Annotated in this window: 9 protein-coding genes and 3 rRNA genes; all 12 read left to right on the forward strand. The window is 68.7% G+C overall.

The window, feature by feature from the left end; all coding sequences use genetic code 11:
- Window positions 1-702: 702 nt before the first annotated feature.
- Complete coding sequence (trpS, locus tag O1G21_RS25025; protein ID WP_270146853.1) at window positions 703-1815, forward strand: tryptophan--tRNA ligase; 1113 nt, start codon at window positions 703-705, stop codon at window positions 1813-1815.
- A gap of 145 nt (window positions 1816-1960) precedes the next feature.
- Window positions 1961-2950, forward strand: a complete 990-nt coding sequence (locus tag O1G21_RS25030) for a S66 peptidase family protein (protein WP_270146854.1) — start codon at window positions 1961-1963, stop codon at window positions 2948-2950.
- 39 nt (window positions 2951-2989) lie between these two features.
- Window positions 2990-3664: a nucleoside/nucleotide kinase family protein gene (locus tag O1G21_RS25035; protein ID WP_270146855.1), complete on the forward strand. Its 675-nt coding sequence runs from the start codon at window positions 2990-2992 to the stop codon at window positions 3662-3664.
- Window positions 3665-4207: 543 nt separating this feature from the next.
- A 16S ribosomal RNA gene (locus O1G21_RS25040) occupies window positions 4208-5723 on the forward strand.
- A 273-nt stretch (window positions 5724-5996) separates the two neighbouring features.
- Window positions 5997-9116, forward strand: a 23S ribosomal RNA gene (locus O1G21_RS25045).
- Between the two features lie 71 nt (window positions 9117-9187).
- A 5S ribosomal RNA gene (gene rrf / locus O1G21_RS25050) occupies window positions 9188-9304 on the forward strand.
- Together the 16S, 23S and 5S rRNA genes form the textbook arrangement of a ribosomal RNA operon.
- Before the next feature lie 200 nt (window positions 9305-9504).
- Window positions 9505-10914, forward strand: coding sequence for a sensor histidine kinase (locus O1G21_RS25055; RefSeq protein WP_270146856.1), 1410 nt, complete (start codon window positions 9505-9507; stop codon window positions 10912-10914).
- Complete coding sequence (locus O1G21_RS25060; RefSeq protein WP_270146858.1) at window positions 10866-11531, forward strand: response regulator transcription factor; 666 nt, start codon at window positions 10866-10868, stop codon at window positions 11529-11531. Before O1G21_RS25055 ends, O1G21_RS25060 begins: the two co-directional genes overlap by 49 nt.
- Window positions 11532-11726: 195 nt before the next feature.
- Window positions 11727-13355 (forward strand): DUF2637 domain-containing protein, encoded by a 1629-nt coding sequence (locus tag O1G21_RS25065; RefSeq protein WP_270146860.1) that lies wholly within the window; start codon window positions 11727-11729, stop codon window positions 13353-13355.
- A gap of 162 nt (window positions 13356-13517) precedes the next feature.
- Window positions 13518-14807 (forward strand): DUF6986 family protein, encoded by a 1290-nt coding sequence (locus tag O1G21_RS25070; RefSeq protein ID WP_270146862.1) that lies wholly within the window; start codon window positions 13518-13520, stop codon window positions 14805-14807.
- Window positions 14808-14951: 144 nt separating this feature from the next.
- Window positions 14952-15608: a YigZ family protein gene (locus tag O1G21_RS25075; protein WP_270146863.1), complete on the forward strand. Its 657-nt coding sequence runs from the start codon at window positions 14952-14954 to the stop codon at window positions 15606-15608.
- Between the two features lie 209 nt (window positions 15609-15817).
- Entirely contained in the window at window positions 15818-17608 is a 1791-nt protein-coding gene (locus tag O1G21_RS25080; RefSeq protein ID WP_270146865.1) for a hypothetical protein, read from the forward strand.
- Window positions 17609-17689 lie beyond the last annotated feature (81 nt).

The raw sequence follows: 17689 nt of genomic DNA on the forward strand, positions 1-17689 counted from the left end.
CAACTGCCGGGCGCTACGAAGCCCTTGCGGTCGGCGAGCACCGCGTAGGCCGCCGTGACGCCGAGCCGAGGAACCAGGCCTCGTCCGAAACCGGCCGGGCCTGACCGGACTTGACCGCGCCGAGCGTCTTCCAGAGCGCGCCGCCGAGCATGCGTCCTGGCTGGTCGAACCCGTGCTGCCGTACCCGCCGTAGAAGATCCAGTCGGCGTCGGCCTGGTCGACCTGCTCCGGGCTGACCTCCACCGCAAGCTCCTCGACCTGCTCGATCTTCGGCTGCGGCAGCGGCACGTCGGTGGCGATGGTGCCGATGAAGGAGAGCTCGGCGTAGAGCCTGGTCCGGCCGGGCATGAAGCGCAGCGGTGTGATGTCCCCCGACTACGGCAGCGGCGAGGTGTTCGTCATCGGTGTCGGCATCCTGCTGCCCGGCGCCGCACTGACGACCTGATACGGCCTGACCCGACCGGAGTTCTTCCGTGGCGAGACGCTGCGCAAGGACACCCCGCCCTGGTGGTGGAGGACTGACGCTATCGTGGGAGGCATGAAGCGCTTCGTGGGCCTGTGCTGGTGGCCGTCCTAGGACGGCCACCGCATCTGCCTGACCAGGGCCGTCCGGGATGGACGGCCCTGTTGCGTTTCCCACGGGACGGGCCCCTCGCCCTGGACGGCCGCCATCACCGCCGCCGTACCGAGGGAGAAACCCCGATGACCACCACCGACCGCGCCACCACCGACCGCGCCACCACCGACCGCGCCGACGCCGACCGCGCCGACGCCGAGCTGACGGCCACCTCCGTCCTGACGGCCGCCGACCTGAACGCCGACCCCGGCGCCCACCGCGTCCTCACCGGGGACCGCCCCACCGGCCCGCTCCACCTCGGCCACTACTTCGGCACCCTGCAGAACCGGGTCCGGCTCCAGGACCAGGGCGTCGAGATGTTCGTCCTGGTCGCCGACTACCAGGTCATCACCGACCGGGACGTCGCCGACCGGCTCGCCGAGCACACCGAGAACCTCGTCCTCGACTACCTCGCGGCCGGTCTCGACCCCGAACGGGCCACGATCTTCGCGCACAGCGCGGTCCCCGCCCTCAACCAGCTGCTGCTGCCCTTCCTCAGCCTGGTCAGCGTCGCCGAACTGAGCCGCAACCCCACCGTCAAGGACGAGATCGCCCATTCCAGCCAGGCCGCCGTCAGCGGACTGATGTTCACCTACCCCGTCCACCAGGCAGCCGACATCCTGTTCTGCAAGGCCGACCTCGTCCCGGTGGGGCAGGACCAGCTGCCCCACCTCGAGGTGGCCCGCACCGTCGCCCGCCGCTTCAACGAGCGCTACCCGCACGCCGACGGCAGCGCCGTCTTCCCCCGCCCCCGGGCCCTGCTCTCCGACGCCCCGATGCTGCTCGGCACGGACGGCGGCAAGATGAGCAAGAGCCGCGGCAACGCCATCCCCCTCGGCGCCGACGAGGACGAGACCTCCCGGATCATCCGTGGCGCCAAGACCGATGCCGAACGCCGCATCACCTACGATCCGACCGGCCGCCCCGAGGTCTCCGGCCTCGTCCTGCTCGCCGCGCTCTGCCAGGACCGCCTCCCGGAGGCGATCGCCGAGGAGATCGGCGACGGCGGCGCGGCCGCCCTCAAGCGCACCGTCACCGAGTCCGTCAACGAGTACTTCCGCCCGCTGCGCGCCCGCCGGGCCGAGCTCGCCGCCGACCGCGGCCACCTGCGGCAGGTCCTGCGCGCCGGCGCCGAGCGAGCCAACGCCATCGCCGACGCCACCCTCGCCGAGGTGCGGGAGGTGATGGGCGCGGTCTGAAGAACCCTCAACCCGCCCGGTCCCTCCCCGGTCCAGCCACCCAGGGACATCGGCCGGTCGACCCGCGGGCATATCGTCACCGGGCGGCCTCGATCACACCCCGAGGCCGCCCGCAGCCCGCCCTCTTCCCCGAAAGGCCCGGTCCATGGACCCGCAACCCACCACGCCCGGCCAGGGACTGACCCGCCCGCCGCACCTGCGACCCGGCGACCACATCGCCGTCGTCGCCCCCAGCGGCCCGATCGACCCCCAGCGGCTCAGCGCCGGCTGCGCGATCCTCCGCTCCTGGGGCCTGCGTGTCACCGTCGCCCCGCACGTCCTCGACACCCATCCCGTCCTCGGCTACCTGGCCGGCACCGATGCCGACCGCGCCGCCGACCTCCAGGGCGTCTGGCTCGACCCCACCGTCGACGCCGTCATCTGCGCCCGCGGCGGCTACGGCGTTCACCGCATCGTCGACCTGCTCGACTGGACCGCGATGCGCGCCGCCCGGCCCAAGCCCCTCATCGGCTTCAGCGACGTCAGCTCCCTGCACGAGGCCTTCGCCCAGCGTCTCGGCCTCGCCACCCTGTACGGGCCGCTGGCCTCCGCTGCCTCCTTCGTGAACGACGGCCCGACGGCCGAACACCTGCGCCGGACCCTCTTCGAACCCGCCACCACCACCGTCCTCACCTCGCCCACCGCCACCGCACTCGTCCCCGGCCGCGCCCACGGCGTCACCGCCGGAGGCTGCGTCCACGTCCTCGTGGCCGAGCGCGGCACGCCCGCAGCCCGCCCCTCCTTCGAGGGCAGCATCCTGATCCTCGAGGACGTGAACGAGCACCCGTACCAGCTCGACCGCCTGCTCACCCAGTTCCTGCGCTCCGGCGCCCTCGACGGCGTGGCCGGCATAGTCCTCGGCTCCTGGGAGGGTTGCGGACGGCCCGAACGGGTCCGGGACGTGATGCTCGACCGCCTCGGCGGGCTCGGCGTGCCCGTGATCTGGGAACTGGGCTTCGGCCACTGCCCGTCCACCCTCACCGTCCCGCTCGGCGTCCCGGCCCTGCTCGACGCGGACACCGGCACCCTCACCCTGGACCTGCCCGCCCTCGCCCCTACCCCTGCCTCTGCTGCCTCTGCGCCTGCCGTTGCCTGAACCGACGGCAGGGCCCGGGTGAGTGAGTAGGGTGCGGCCATGAACGAGGACCGCCTCACCGCCCTTGCCCTCGGACTCCTCCGCGGCCCGGGCAGCAACGCCCGTACGATCCTCGGACTTGCCGGCCCGCCCGGAGCCGGCAAGTCCACCCTGGCCCGCCATCTGGTCGCCGAGGTCGAACGCGTCGAAGGCCCCGGCACCGCCGCCTACCTCCCGCTCGACGGCTTCCACCTCTCGGCCGCCCAGCTCGACCGCCTCGGCCTGACCCACCGCAAGGGCGCCCCGGCCACCTTCGACGCCCACGGCTACATCGCCCTGCTGCGCCGGGTCGCCGCCGACCGCTTCCAGGACATCTACGTCCCCGACTTCGACCGCACCCTGGACGATCCGGTCGCCGCCCGCCACGTCGTCCGCCCGCATACCCGGCTGGTCATCACCGAGGGCAACTACCTCGCCGCCACCGAAAACCCCTGGCCGGACGCCCGCCGACTGCTGCGCGAACTCTGGTACGTCGACACCGAGGACACCGTCCGTCAAGAACGTCTGCTCCGCCGGCACCGCGACGTCGGCCGCGACGAGGCCACCGCCCTGCGCTGGGTCACCGCCAACGACCACCCCAACGGCGAGTACGTGAAACAGGGCCGCGCACTCTGCACGCGGGCGGTTCCCGGAACCGGTTTGCCTCAGGCTCCGCAGAGGGGTAGTGTTTCCTAGTCGCTCGGCAGGGAGCACCGGACACGCGTCTGCGCGGACGGTCCCGGAGCGGCCAATCCTCTGAAACACCACTTCTCGGCTCGTGCCGGTCGTTTCGCGTTTTCGCGTCGCGGCTCGGCGCGTATTCGGCGTGCGCGTTTTATCGGATTGCGGTCGGACTCGGCTGGATTCGCTTTTCGGAGCGGGGATCGGCTAGAGTTTGAAACGTCGGACGGGGCGTCAAGCGCCGGAAGACAGCAGCGAGTTGGATGACGAAGCCCGGAAAACGGAGCAGAAAACATCTGATAAGCTGGAAGCACGAAAGAACGAAGCGCCCCGAGGGCCCGCTGGAAGGCGGCCCGAAGGAAGCGTCCGTTCCTTGAGAACTCAACAGCGTGCCAAAAGTCAACGCCAGATATGTTGACATCCCCGGCCTCGATCGTTTGATCGGGGTTGGAGATTCCTTTTGAAATAACACTAGCGAGGACGCAGTGCGCGGGGCCGCCCTATTCCGGTGGTTGCCGTGCCGCTCAACGCGGGTGTGGACCCGATTACGGGTAAACATTCACGGAGAGTTTGATCCTGGCTCAGGACGAACGCTGGCGGCGTGCTTAACACATGCAAGTCGAACGGTGAAGCCCTTCGGGGTGGATCAGTGGCGAACGGGTGAGTAACACGTGGGCAATCTGCCCTGCACTCTGGGACAAGCCCTGGAAACGGGGTCTAATACCGGATATGACCTTCCTCCGCATGGGGGTTGGTGGAAAGCTCCGGCGGTGCAGGATGAGCCCGCGGCCTATCAGCTTGTTGGTGGGGTAATGGCCTACCAAGGCGACGACGGGTAGCCGGCCTGAGAGGGCGACCGGCCACACTGGGACTGAGACACGGCCCAGACTCCTACGGGAGGCAGCAGTGGGGAATATTGCACAATGGGCGAAAGCCTGATGCAGCGACGCCGCGTGAGGGATGACGGCCTTCGGGTTGTAAACCTCTTTCAGCAGGGAAGAAGCGCAAGTGACGGTACCTGCAGAAGAAGCACCGGCTAACTACGTGCCAGCAGCCGCGGTAATACGTAGGGTGCGAGCGTTGTCCGGAATTATTGGGCGTAAAGAGCTCGTAGGCGGCCTGTCGCGTCGGATGTGAAAGCCCGGGGCTTAACCCCGGGTCTGCATTCGATACGGGCAGGCTAGAGTGTGGTAGGGGAGATCGGAATTCCTGGTGTAGCGGTGAAATGCGCAGATATCAGGAGGAACACCGGTGGCGAAGGCGGATCTCTGGGCCATTACTGACGCTGAGGAGCGAAAGCGTGGGGAGCGAACAGGATTAGATACCCTGGTAGTCCACGCCGTAAACGTTGGGAACTAGGTGTTGGCCACATTCCACGTGGTCGGTGCCGCAGCTAACGCATTAAGTTCCCCGCCTGGGGAGTACGGCCGCAAGGCTAAAACTCAAAGGAATTGACGGGGGCCCGCACAAGCAGCGGAGCATGTGGCTTAATTCGACGCAACGCGAAGAACCTTACCAAGGCTTGACATATGCCGGAAACACCTGGAGACAGGTGCCCCCTTGTGGTCGGTATACAGGTGGTGCATGGTTGTCGTCAGCTCGTGTCGTGAGATGTTGGGTTAAGTCCCGCAACGAGCGCAACCCTTGTTCTGTGTTGCCAGCGAGTAATGTCGGGGACTCACAGGAGACTGCCGGGGTCAACTCGGAGGAAGGTGGGGACGACGTCAAATCATCATGCCCCTTATGTCTTGGGCTGCACACGTGCTACAATGGTCGGTACAAAGGGCTGCGATGCCGTGAGGCGGAGCGAATCCCAAAAAGCCGGCCTCAGTTCGGATTGGGGTCTGCAACTCGACCCCATGAAGTTGGAGTTGCTAGTAATCGCAGATCAGCATGCTGCGGTGAATACGTTCCCGGGCCTTGTACACACCGCCCGTCACGTCACGAAAGTCGGTAACACCCGAAGCCGGTGGCCTAACCCTCTGGGATGGAGCCGTCGAAGGTGGGACCAGCGATTGGGACGAAGTCGTAACAAGGTAGCCGTACCGGAAGGTGCGGCTGGATCACCTCCTTTCTAAGGAGCACATAGCAGCTTCGGGCGAACGTCCCGGAGTGCTCGCTCATGGGTGGAACGTTGACTATTCGGCACAGGAAGAGACCAGGGGTTAGTACTGCTTCGGCGTGGAACGCGATTCTGGGATTGACTGTGTCGGGCACGTTGTTGGGTCCTGAGGGAACGGGAGTTGCCTCATGGTTGCCGGCCTCACTCGAGGTAGCCCGGTTCGGGTTGTCGAGGGTGTGTGACTGGTCGTTGTTTGAGAACTGCACAGTGGACGCGAGCATCTGTGGCCAAGTTTTTAAGGGCGCACGGTGGATGCCTTGGCACCAGGAACCGATGAAGGACGTGGGAGGCCGCGATAGGCCCCGGGGAGCTGTCAACCGAGCTTTGATCCGGGGGTGTCCGAATGGGGAAACCCGGCAGTCGTCATGGGCTGTCACCCGCTGCTGAACACATAGGCAGTGTGGAGGGAACGCGGGGAAGTGAAACATCTCAGTACCCGCAGGAAGAGAAAACAACCGTGATTCCGGGAGTAGTGGCGAGCGAAACTGGATGAGGCTAAACCGTATTGGTGTGAGACCCGGCAGGGGTTGCCAATGCGGGGTTGTGGGAATGAGCTTCAGTCGTCTGCCGGCGGCTGGGCGAGTCAGAAACCGTATGGGTAGTCGAAGGACATGCGAAAGGTCCGGCGTAGAGGGTAAGACCCCCGTAGACGAAATCTGTACGGCTTGCTTGCTCATCTCCCAAGTAGCACGGGGCCCGAGAAATCCCGTGTGAATCTGGCGGGACCACCCGCTAAGCCTAAATATTCCCTGGTGACCGATAGCGGATAGTACCGTGAGGGAATGGTGAAAAGTACCGCGGGAGCGGAGTGAAATAGTACCTGAAACCGTGTGCCTACAAGCCGTGGGAGCGTCGTCAGTCGGCTTGCCGGCTGGCCGTGACTGCGTGCCTTTTGAAGAATGAGCCTGCGAGTTTGCGGTGTGTAGCGAGGTTAACCCGTGTGGGGTAGCCGTAGCGAAAGCGAGTCCGAATAGGGCGGTTGAGTTGCATGCCCAAGACCCGAAGCGGAGTGATCTAGCCATGGGCAGGTTGAAGCGCGGGTAAGACCGTGTGGAGGACCGAACCCACCAGGGTTGAAAACCTGGGGGATGACCTGTGGTTAGGGGTGAAAGGCCAATCAAACTCCGTGATAGCTGGTTCTCCCCGAAATGCATTTAGGTGCAGCGTCACGTGTTTCTTGCCGGAGGTAGAGCACTGGATAGGCGATGGGCCTTACCGGGTTACTGACCTTAGCCAAACTCCGAATGCCGGTAAGTGAGAGCGTGGCAGTGAGACTGTGGGGGATAAGCTCCATGGTCGAGAGGGAAACAGCCCAGAACACCGACTAAGGTCCCTAAGCGTGTGCTAAGTGGGAAAGGATGTGGAGTCGCAGAGACAACCAGGAGGTTGGCTTAGAAGCAGCCACCCTTGAAAGAGTGCGTAATAGCTCACTGGTCAAGTGATTCCGCGCCGACAATGTAGCGGGGCTCAAGCACACCACCGAAGTCGTGTCATTGCAGCAATACTCCTAACGGGGGCTGTGATGGGTAGGGGAGCGTCGTGTGCCGGGTGAAGCGGCCGAGGAATCGAGTCGTGGACGGTATACGAGTGAGAATGCAGGCATGAGTAGCGATACAAGAGTGGGAAACTCTTGCGCCGATTGACCAAGGGTTCCTGGGTCAAGCTGATCTGCCCAGGGTAAGTCGGGACCTAAGGCGAGGCCGACAGGCGTAGTCGATGGACAACGGGTTGATATTCCCGTACCCGCTTTGAAGCGCCAACGCTGAACCAGGTGATGCTAAGGCCGTGAAGCCGTCCCGGATCCTTCGGGTGAAGGGAAGTGGTGGAGCCGCCGGTCCAAGTCTGCAGTAGGTGAGCGATGGGGTGACGCAGGAAGGTAGTCCAGCCCGGGCGGTGGTTGTCCCGGGGTAAGGGTGTAGGACGTGGGGTAGGCAAATCCGCCTCACATATAGTCTGAGACCTGATGCCGAGCCGATTGTGGTGAAGTGGATGATCCTATGCTGTCGAGAAAAGCCTCTAGCGAGTTTCATGGCGGCCCGTACCCCAAACCGACTCAGGTGGTCAGGTAGAGAATACCGAGGCGTTCGGGTGAACTATGGTTAAGGAACTCGGCAAAATGCCCCCGTAACTTCGGGAGAAGGGGGGCCATTCCTGGTGACGGGCTTTGCGCCTTGAGCTGGGGGTGGCCGCAGAGACCAGCGAGAAGCGACTGTTTACTAAAAACACAGGTCCGTGCGAAGCCGTAAGGCGATGTATACGGACTGACGCCTGCCCGGTGCTGGAACGTTAAGGGGACCGGTTAGCTTAGTTTCGACTAGGCGAAGCTGAGAACTTAAGCGCCAGTAAACGGCGGTGGTAACTATAACCATCCTAAGGTAGCGAAATTCCTTGTCGGGTAAGTTCCGACCTGCACGAATGGCGTAACGACTTCTCGACTGTCTCAACCATAGGCCCGGTGAAATTGCATTACGAGTAAAGATGCTCGTTTCGCGCAGCAGGACGGAAAGACCCCGGGACCTTTACTATAGCTTGATATTGGTGTTCGGTTCGGCTTGTGTAGGATAGGTGGGAGACTGTGAAGCAGCAACGCCAGTTGTTGTGGAGTCGCCGTTGAAATACCACTCTGGTCGTGCTGGATGTCTAACCTGGGTCCGTGATCCGGATCAGGGACAGTGTCTGGTGGGTAGTTTAACTGGGGCGGTTGCCTCCTAAAGGGTAACGGAGGCGCCCAAAGGTTCCCTCAGCCTGGTTGGCAATCAGGTGTTGAGTGTAAGTGCACAAGGGAGCTTGACTGTGAGACTGACGGGTCGAGCAGGTACGAAAGTAGGGACTAGTGATCCGGCGGTGGCTTGTGGAAGCGCCGTCGCTCAACGGATAAAAGGTACCCCGGGGATAACAGGCTGATCTTCCCCAAGAGTCCATATCGACGGGATGGTTTGGCACCTCGATGTCGGCTCGTCGCATCCTGGGGCTGGAGTAGGTCCCAAGGGTTGGGCTGTTCGCCCATTAAAGCGGTACGCGAGCTGGGTTTAGAACGTCGTGAGACAGTTCGGTCCCTATCCGCTGTGCGCGTAGGAGTGTTGAGAAGGGCTGTCCCTAGTACGAGAGGACCGGGACGGACGAACCTCTGGTGTGCCAGTTGTTCTGCCAAGGGCATGGCTGGTTGGCTACGTTCGGGAGGGATAACCGCTGAAAGCATCTAAGCGGGAAGCCTGCTTCGAGATGAGCACTCCCACCTCCTTGAGAGGGTAAGGCTCCCAGTAGACGACTGGGTTGATAGGCCGGATATGGAAGCCCTGTGAGGGGTGGAGTTGACCGGTACTAATAGGCCGAGGGCTTGTCCTCAGTTGCTCGCGTCCACTGTGTTGTTCTGAAACAACGACTGCCTTGTCGGCGGGTCGACAGTTTCATAGTGTTTCGGTGGTCATAGCGTGAGGGAAACGCCCGGTTACATTCCGAACCCGGAAGCTAAGCCTCACAGCGCCGATGGTACTGCAGGGGGGACCCTGTGGGAGAGTAGGACGCCGCCGAACAATTCTTCAGAAGAGCCCCTGATCCGAAAAGGATCAGGGGCTTTTCGCATTTTCGGACCATCCGAACAGTCGGGTGTTGCTCCCACCACCGACAGGTGGTGCTAGGTCCACCCCGGAATTGGGGTGCCATGGCCAGTGTCCGGAGCGGGTTGTTCGTGAACACTGATGAAGGACGATCGGTACCGGCATCAGGAGCTTGCGTGACCACAGAGACTCGTACGAGCGGCATGTCCGTGCGTGCGCAGACGCGGGAGGCCCTCCAGGCCGGCGGCCAGGGGCTGGCCCGGCTGGCGCAGTTGGTGCTCGCGGCTGTGCCGGGGTTCGTGCTGCCGGTGGGGGCGGCCGTCTTCGCGGGTGTGATGGCTGCCCAGTTCCTGCAGTACTACTTCCCGGCGTCCCTGGTGGCCCTCTCGGTCGCGGCGGTCGTGGGCTCCGCGGTGGCCGCCGCGTGCGTCCGGCGGACCGCGGACCGTACGCGTCGGTTCCTCCAGCGCTGGTACGGCATCCGACTGCCGGCGGTCTACGATCCGCTGCCGAAGCTGGAGTCGGACGAGCGCGGACACTGGTGGACGGGCTACTCGTACCACCGCTCGCAGACGGTCGCGAAGTACGCGCAGCTGGTCCACTGGGGACTGCGGGACCGGACCACCCGCGCCGAGATGCTCTGGCTGGTCGTGAACCCCGTCCTCGTCGCGGCCCTGGGCGGTGCGGTGGGCCTCCTGCTGGTGCTGGGCACGGCCTTCGCCCTGGCCGGCCCGGTGCCGGCGGACGCGTTCGGGCCGATGAGTCCGCGGCTGACGTCCATCGTGCTGAGCCTGGTGGTCGGGATCGGCATGGTGCTCACCGGGATAGTCCTCGCCCCGTACGCGGTGCGCGGGTACGCCGAGGTCGCCCGCAGGGTGCTGGACCAGGACGGCCGGGCGACGCACGCCCAGCTGACCAGGCGGGTGGCCGTGCTGACCGAGACCCGGGCTGACGCGGTGGGCAACCAGGCCGCCGAGCTGCGGCGGATCGAGCGCGATCTGCACGACGGCGCCCAGGCGCGGTTGGTCGCGATCGGGATGACGCTGGGCACCATCGAGCATCTGATGGAAACCGACCAGGAGGCCGCGCGGGAGCTCCTCGCCGAGGCGCGGCAGTCCTCGGCCCGGGCGCTGCAGGAGCTGCGCGACCTGGTGCGCGGCATACATCCGCCGGTGCTCGCCGAGCGTGGACTCGGCGACGCGGTCCGGGCGTTGGCGCTGGACAGCGCGCTGCCGACCGAGGTGTTCGTGAGCCTGCCGGACCGGCTGCCGGCTCCGGTCGAGGCGGCCGCCTACTTCAGCATCAGCGAACTCCTGGCCAACGCGGCCAAGCACTCGGGGGCGGAGCAGGTGTGGGTGGACATCCTGTACCGGGCCGGGTTGCTCCGGGTCACGGTCACGGACGACGGTGTGGGGGTCGCGGATCCCTCGCGGGGCACGGGCCTGCGCGGGATCGAGCGCCGATTGGGTACCTTCGACGGTGTCCTCGCCATCGACAGCACGTCGGGCGGTCCCACCACCATCACCTTGGAGTTGCCGTGCGAGTTGTCCTCGCCGAGGACCTCTACCTCCTCCGCGAAGGTCTGATCCGTCTGCTGGAAGCGCACGGCTTCACGATCGCGGCCGCGGTGGAGACCGGTCCCGAGCTGCTGGAGGCGCTGCTGGCCCACCGCCCGGACGTGGCGGTGGTGGACGTCCGGCTGCCCCCGACGCTCACCGACGAGGGGCTCCAGGCCGCGCTCAAGGCGCGCCGGGAGATCCGGGGCCTGCCGGTGCTGGTGCTCTCCCAGCACGTCCAGCAGCTCTACGCGCGGGAGTTGCTGGCCGACGGTACGGGCGGGATCGGCTACCTGCTGAAGGACCGGGTCTTCAACGCGGGGCAGTTCATCGACGCCGTCCGTCGGGTGGCCGCGGGCGGGACGGCGATGGACCCGGACGTGATCGCCCAGCTGATGCAGACGACCTCGCGCCGGCCCGGTCCGCTGCTCGGGCTGTCGCCACGCGAGCGCGAGGTGCTGGAGCTGATGGCCGAGGGCTGTTCCAACTCGGCGATCGCCGCCCGCCTGTCGGTGAGCGACGGTGCCGTGGCCAAGCACATCGCGAACATCTTCAGCAAGCTCGAGCTCGCCCCCGACGAGGACGCCAACCGTCGGGTGCTGGCCGTGTTGGCCTACCTCAACGGCACGGCCGGGCAGAGCGGCTGACGGCCCGACCAGCCCGGACGCGCGGAGTGGTCCGCACGGCGACACTCCAGGCTGCGGAAAAGCTGAAACACCCGTACGAGTAAACTCCGGTGGGCCGAGCCCGGAGGTTGCCCAGCCGTCCGGCGGCCCGACTGACGGGAACCGGAAGCCGAGGCCCGTACGGCAGCAGCCGACATCCAGGGGTTGATAGACGTAATGGCACGCCCAACGCTCACCAAGGCTCACCGCGGCCTGCTCGGCCTGGTCGCGGCCGGCGCCTGCATCATCTCGGGGATCGGCTTCGCGGGCTCGTACAACGCGGTGCGCGAGCTGGCGATGAAGAAAGGTTTCGGTGCCTTCTCCTACGCCTTCCCGATCGGCGTCGACGCGGGCATCGTCGTGCTCCTCGCCCTCGACCTGGTGCTGACCTGGCTGCGGATCCCCTTCCCGATGCTGCGTCAGACCGCCTGGTTGCTGACCGTCGCCACCATCGCCTTCAATGCCGCCGCCTCCTGGGGCGACCCGCTCGGCATGGGGATGCACGCCGTCATCCCGGTGCTGTTCGTCGTCGTGGTCGAGGCTTCCCGGCACGCGGTCGGCCGGATCGCGGCGATCACCGCGGACCGACACATGGAGTCGGTCCGGGTGATGCGCTGGCTGCTCTCCCCGGTGCCGACCTTCCGGCTCTGGCGGCGGATGAAGCTCTGGGAGCTTCGCTCCTACGACGAGGTCATCCGGCTGGAGCAGAACCGGCTGGTCTACCGGGCGCAGCTGCGCTTCCGCTACGGCCGCGGCTGGCGTCGGTCGGCCCCGATCCAGGCGTTGCTGCCGCTCAAGCTCGCCAAGTTCGGCGTCCCGCTGGACCCGTCGCTGCTCGACCGGCTGGACGAGGAGGCCCGCGAGCGCGAGGCCAAGGAGGCGCGGGCGGAGAGCCGGTCCCAGGAACTCGGGACCGAGGTCCAGCAGAACCGTGCCGCCGCGGCCATCGCTCCGGCGGCTCCCGCAGTCGGCGATCCGGCGGTGGCCCCCGCCGGAGCCCGGCCGCAGACGGCCCAGCAGCCTCAGCCCGAGCAGCCCCACCACCCGCAGCCCCACCACCCGCAGGTCCAGCAGCCCGGGCCCGAGCCGGTCCAGGCCGAGCACCCTGTCCAGCCCGAGGCCCAGCCGCAGGTCCCCGCGGTCGCCGCGCCGCTGTCGCCCGAGGTCGCCGCGCCGATGCTGGCGAAGCTGCACGCCGTCCGGCTGCGCGCCGCCCAGGAGCCGGAGCCGGTGGTGGAAAGCGCTCCCCAGCCGCGTGGGGAGGAGCTGAACGTCTGGACCGAGCGCCCGGTCCGCACCACCGGCCACTCCGCCGACCCCGCCCCGGGCGGGCGGGTGCCGGGCCAGGCCTCGCCGTGGTTCAAGCCGCCGCGTCCGGCCGCCGAGGAGCCCGCCCCCGGCGCCGCGTCCGCTCACACCGTCCACGCCCCTGCCCCTGCGCCCCGGCCGCAGTCCCCGCAGCCGCAGGCCGAGCCGACCGTCGAGCCGCAGCACCGTCAGCCGGCCTCCCAGAGCGAGCACCACGCCCAGCCTGAGCAGCCCGCTCCGGCCGAGGAGCCCGCTCAAGGCGCGCAGGCCGAACCGCACCCGGAGTCCCTGCCGCTCGACCAGGACATCGCCTACGACGCCCTGGTCTCCTACATCGACAACCACGGTCACCAGCCCGACCCGCCGCGCCTCGCCGCCTGGCTGACCGCCGAGTACGGCGTCACCGGAAAGGGGCCGGACGGTTCGGTCCACCCCAAGGAGGTCGCCGAGCTCTACCCGCAGCTGCGCGACCGTTACGCCGCCGCCGGACGGGACTGAGCCCGCCCCGCCGCCCGCGACACCCCCCGCCGCCCGCGACGCCCCCCGATACCCCCGACACCCTCCGTCCACCGCCCGGTCGGCCATTGACGCCCGACCCCGCCGGAGCTACCTTCGCCTCAACAAATTGTTGAAGCTCTGGTTCGGCATGGAGGAGTGCGGATGTCGCAGGTCGAGGTCGACGGAACCGGACCGACGGACGGGGCCTCCTTCTCCGCCGCCGCCCGCGATGCCGTGGAGGCGCTGCTCGCCCCGGTGGACGCCGACCTGGCGCGCCGCTACCCGGGCGACTCCGGCACCCGGCAGCCGGTGCACACCGTCTACGTCCCCGCCGACGCCTTCCGTGCCGAGACCGTACGGGAGTGGGGCCGCCAGGCGCTGGAGGCCTTCGACACCCACGCCGGCACCCCTGCCGAGCTCGCCCGCGCCCTCGGCGTCGCCGACGACGAGCTGCTCGCGGACGTGCACGCCCGGGTGCGCGCCAAGCTGGAGCGCGAGCCGATCGAGGACCTGCGGGTCGACTTCGAGGACGGCTACGGGCCCCGCCCGGACGCCGAGGAGGACGCCGCCGCCGTCCGGGCCGCCGAGCTGGTCGCCGCCGCGGTGGCCGACGGCGGCGCGCCGCCGTACCTCGGCATCCGGATCAAGTGCATGGAGGAGCCCGTCCGCGCCCGCGGTATCCGCACCCTGGAGCTGTTCCTCGCCACCCTGCTGGCGAACGGCGGCCTGCCGGAGGGCCTGGTGCTGACCCTTCCCAAGGTCACCTACGCCGAGCAGGTCACCGCACTGGTCCGGCTGCTGGAGGACTTCGAGCGCAGGGCCGGGCTGCCCGCCGGCCGGATCGGCTTCGAGATCCAGATCGAGACCACCCAGGCGATCCTCGGCCCGGACGGCCGGGCCACCGTCGCCCTGATGATCGAGGCCGCCGAGGGCCGCGCCACCGGCCTGCACTACGGCACCTTCGACTACAGCGCCTCCTGCGGAGTCAGCGCGGCCTACCAGAGCATGGACCACCCGGTCGCCGACCACGCCAAGGCGGTCATGCAGGTGGCCGCAGCCGGCACCGGGGTCCGGCTCTCCGACGGCTCGACCAACGTGATCCCCACCGGCTCCACCGGGCAGGTGCACGCCGCCTGGAAGCTCCACCACGACCTGGTCCGCCGCTCGCTGGCCCGCGCCTACTACCAGGGCTGGGACATGCACCCGGCGCACCTGCCGACCCGCTACGTCGCGGTCTACTCCTTCTACCGCGAGGGCCTGGCGGCCGCCGCCGCCCGGCTGGCCGCGTACGTCGCCAAGGCGGGCGGCGACGTGATGGACGAACCGGCCACCGCCCGGGCGCTCAGCGGCTACCTGCTGCGCGGCCTGGACTGCGGCGCCGTCGACCCGGCCGAGGTCACCGCGCTGACCGGCCTGGACCGCGCCCGACTGGACGCCCTGGCCGGCCGCTGAGCCTCCGGCCACCCGCCCCGGCCGCCGCCCGGTTCCCGCGGCCGCCGACCCCCCGGTCGCGCGCCAACTAGGCTGGCAGTGCCGCCCCGGACCTCCGGGGTGCGCGCCGCCAGCCGTCGCCGTTCCCGGGAGAACCACCGCGCCATGTCCGCCACGCCGGAACCGACCACCAGGCCGTACCTCACCATCCGGCGGGCCGGCAGCCACGAGACCGAGATCAAGAAATCCCGCTTCATCTGCCACCTCGCCCGGGTCCGCGACGAGGACGAGGCGCAGGCCTTCATCGCCGGCATCCGCAAGCAGTACTGGGACGCGCGGCACAACTGCACCGCCTTCGTGGTCGGCGACGAGCAGCGCCGCGAGCGTTCCAGCGACGACGGCGAGCCCGGCGGCACGGCCGGGGTGCCGATGCTGGAGGTGCTGCGCCGACGCGGCCTGACCGATACCGTCGCCGTGGTGACCAGGTACTTCGGCGGGATCAAGCTCGGCGCGGGCGGCCTGGTGCGGGCGTACGGGAACGCGGTGTCGGAGGCGGTCGACGAGGTCGGCCTGCTGGAGCGGCGGCCGGTCGCGCTGCTCGCGGTGACGGCGGACCACGTCCGCGCCGGGCGGGTGGAGAACGACCTGCGGGCCGCCGGGTACGCGGTGAGCGACCTCGCCTACGAGGCGGCCGGGGTGCGGATCGAGGTGGGCGTGCCGGAGCCGGAGGTGGCCGGGTTCCACACCTGGCTGGCCGAGGCGACCGGCGGTACGGCGGTGGCGGTGCCGGCCGGCCGCACCTACGTCGAGGTACCGGTCTGACGCACGGCCCCAGCGGGTCGTGTCCGTAGCCGAGCGGTTGCGCCACGCGGAAGACGGCTTGAACAGATTCACTCGAACGTAGTGTCGTGACCCGGAGTTGGAACTTCCGCTCCGGGCCGTGGCGTTTCCTGGGCAAGGATCCGGCCGAACCGGACGAAAACCATCGATGGAGGACACCAGACCCCACCCCGCTGCACGGAGGTATGCGCATGACCTCAGACCGCTCGCCGTCGCCCGCCGGTGCCGACCTACCCGGCCCCCGCAGCTCCGCGACGCCCTACCGGATGACCGTCACCACCGCCCTTCCGCACGCCGAGGCCGTCGCCCTGGCCGACGAACAGCTCGCCTCCTGGCTGAAGCAGGAGGGCTGCGACGAGCCCCCGCCCACCCCGGATACCCGTTCGGGAGCGTCCCCCGCCGTCGAACGCCTGTGCCTGGGCGAGCGCGTCCTGCTGGACCGGGACCACGGACCGCTGCGCGGCGGCCCGGGCGCCGGCCGCTACGACCGCCGCCGCCTGCGCACCCCGGCCCCGCACGGCACCCGGCAGCTCACCCTCACCGTGGCCACCGGCGCCGGAGGCCCCACCTGGTTCCGGCTGGAGGCCGAGACCCACCACACCGGCAGCGGCGTGCGCACCCCCTGCCGGGTGCCGGTACCCGAGCTCGCCCGCACGTTGCTCCCGCTGCTGGACGCCGCCGACGGCCCGGCCGCCGTCCACCCCGCTCCCCGGGTGATCACGGCCGACGAGGTCGACGGCCTGATCGACGAGCTCTGCGACCCGGAGCGCCGATTGCCCACCGTGGTCGCCAGCGTGCCGGTGAACCTCCCGCTCGACGACTGGGTCGAGCAGGTGGTCCGCCCGCTCTGCCGACAGCTCCCCGGCCTCGCCACCGCCTACGTGCTGGACCCGGGCGCCCGCACCGGGTTCAACGTCGCGCTGGAGTACCACACCGTGTACGGGGGAGCCGTGCGCACCTACCTGCCCGAGGTCGATCCGGCCTCCCGGCAGGACGGTGCCCGCCATCCGGTGCTCGCCCGGGGCCGAATAGAACAGGACCTCCGTCGCGCCGCCGGGCTGCTCGCCCGCGAGCCGCGCCGCCTCGCCGCCGACCAGCCGCTGCCGCCGCCGCTGGCCGCCGTCCCGGTGCTGCGCGTCCCGCCCCCGCGGCTGCGTCCGACCGCCGGTCGGACGAGCCCGGCCGGAGCCGGGCTCGGGGACATGCAGGCGGACCCGGCCGCCGAACTGGCCGCGCTCGCCCGCGAGGAGCAGCAGGACCGCGCCGAGCAGCAGGCCAGGGCCGACGAACTGGAGCGGGTCCGGCGCACCCTCCGCCTCGAGCGCCGCGACCGGGGCCAGGGCCGGGACGGTCACGAGGGCCGCCTCCGCACCGCCACCCGCGGCGCCCTGAGCGGCCGGCACTGCGGCGGCCCGGCCGCCGCACCGCTCCCCGGGGCCGGTCCGGCCGCCGTCGCCCGCCGCGCCGCCGCCCAGCCCTCCGGGTGCCCGGGCAAGCCCTCGACCTTCACCGAACTCCTCGCCAGGCTCGCCGAGTTCCCGCTGCTCACCTTCACCGGCGACCAGAAGAGCGCGCTCGCCCTGGACGGACTCCAGTGCGCCGGCGCGGGCTGGGCCCGGCTCGCCTGGGACGGCCTGACGGCCCTGCAGGAGTACGCGGAGGCGGCGGTGCGCGGCGCGGCCGGCGGGGACTTCAAGCAGTGGTGCGAGCACACCCCGGACGGCTGCCACCGCTTCCCGCCCCGCAAGGCGGTGCGGGGGGAGTCCCGGACGGTGTTCAGCCACACCAAGTGGAAGCGCGAGCGGATGCTGCCGGTACCGGAGTGCGTGGACGCCTCCCGGCGCGCGTTCATGGGCGCTCACCTGCGGATCGGCGGCGGCCGCACCGCGCCCCGGCTGCACTACCTGGACGACTGTTCGGGCAGCGGCCGGATCTATGTCGGCTACATCGGCCTGCACCTCACCAACAGCCGGACCAACTGACCGGCTTGGCTGACCGCCACGCCCGTTCGGGGGACAATGTCCGGGGGCGGGGCCGCGGGCCGGTCGCTCGCCCCGGGCAGG

The organism is Kitasatospora cathayae (assembly GCF_027627435.1).
In the GTDB taxonomy this organism is placed as follows: Bacteria; Actinomycetota; Actinomycetes; order Streptomycetales; family Streptomycetaceae; genus Kitasatospora; species Kitasatospora cathayae.

What these genes read in the sequence shown, in the direction of transcription:
- O1G21_RS25080 (WP_270146865.1), top strand. Translation starts at nt 15,818, where the DNA reads ATGACCTCAGACCGCTCGCCGTCGCCCGCCGGTGCCGACCTACCCGGC.
- O1G21_RS25065 (WP_270146860.1), top strand. Translation starts at nt 11,727, where the DNA reads ATGGCACGCCCAACGCTCACCAAGGCTCACCGCGGCCTGCTCGGCCTG.
- O1G21_RS25030 (WP_270146854.1), top strand. Translation starts at nt 1,961, where the DNA reads ATGGACCCGCAACCCACCACGCCCGGCCAGGGACTGACCCGCCCGCCG.
- O1G21_RS25035 (WP_270146855.1), top strand. Translation starts at nt 2,990, where the DNA reads ATGAACGAGGACCGCCTCACCGCCCTTGCCCTCGGACTCCTCCGCGGC.
- O1G21_RS25075 (WP_270146863.1), top strand. Translation starts at nt 14,952, where the DNA reads ATGTCCGCCACGCCGGAACCGACCACCAGGCCGTACCTCACCATCCGG.
- trpS (WP_270146853.1), top strand. Translation starts at nt 703, where the DNA reads ATGACCACCACCGACCGCGCCACCACCGACCGCGCCACCACCGACCGC.
- O1G21_RS25070 (WP_270146862.1), top strand. Translation starts at nt 13,518, where the DNA reads ATGTCGCAGGTCGAGGTCGACGGAACCGGACCGACGGACGGGGCCTCC.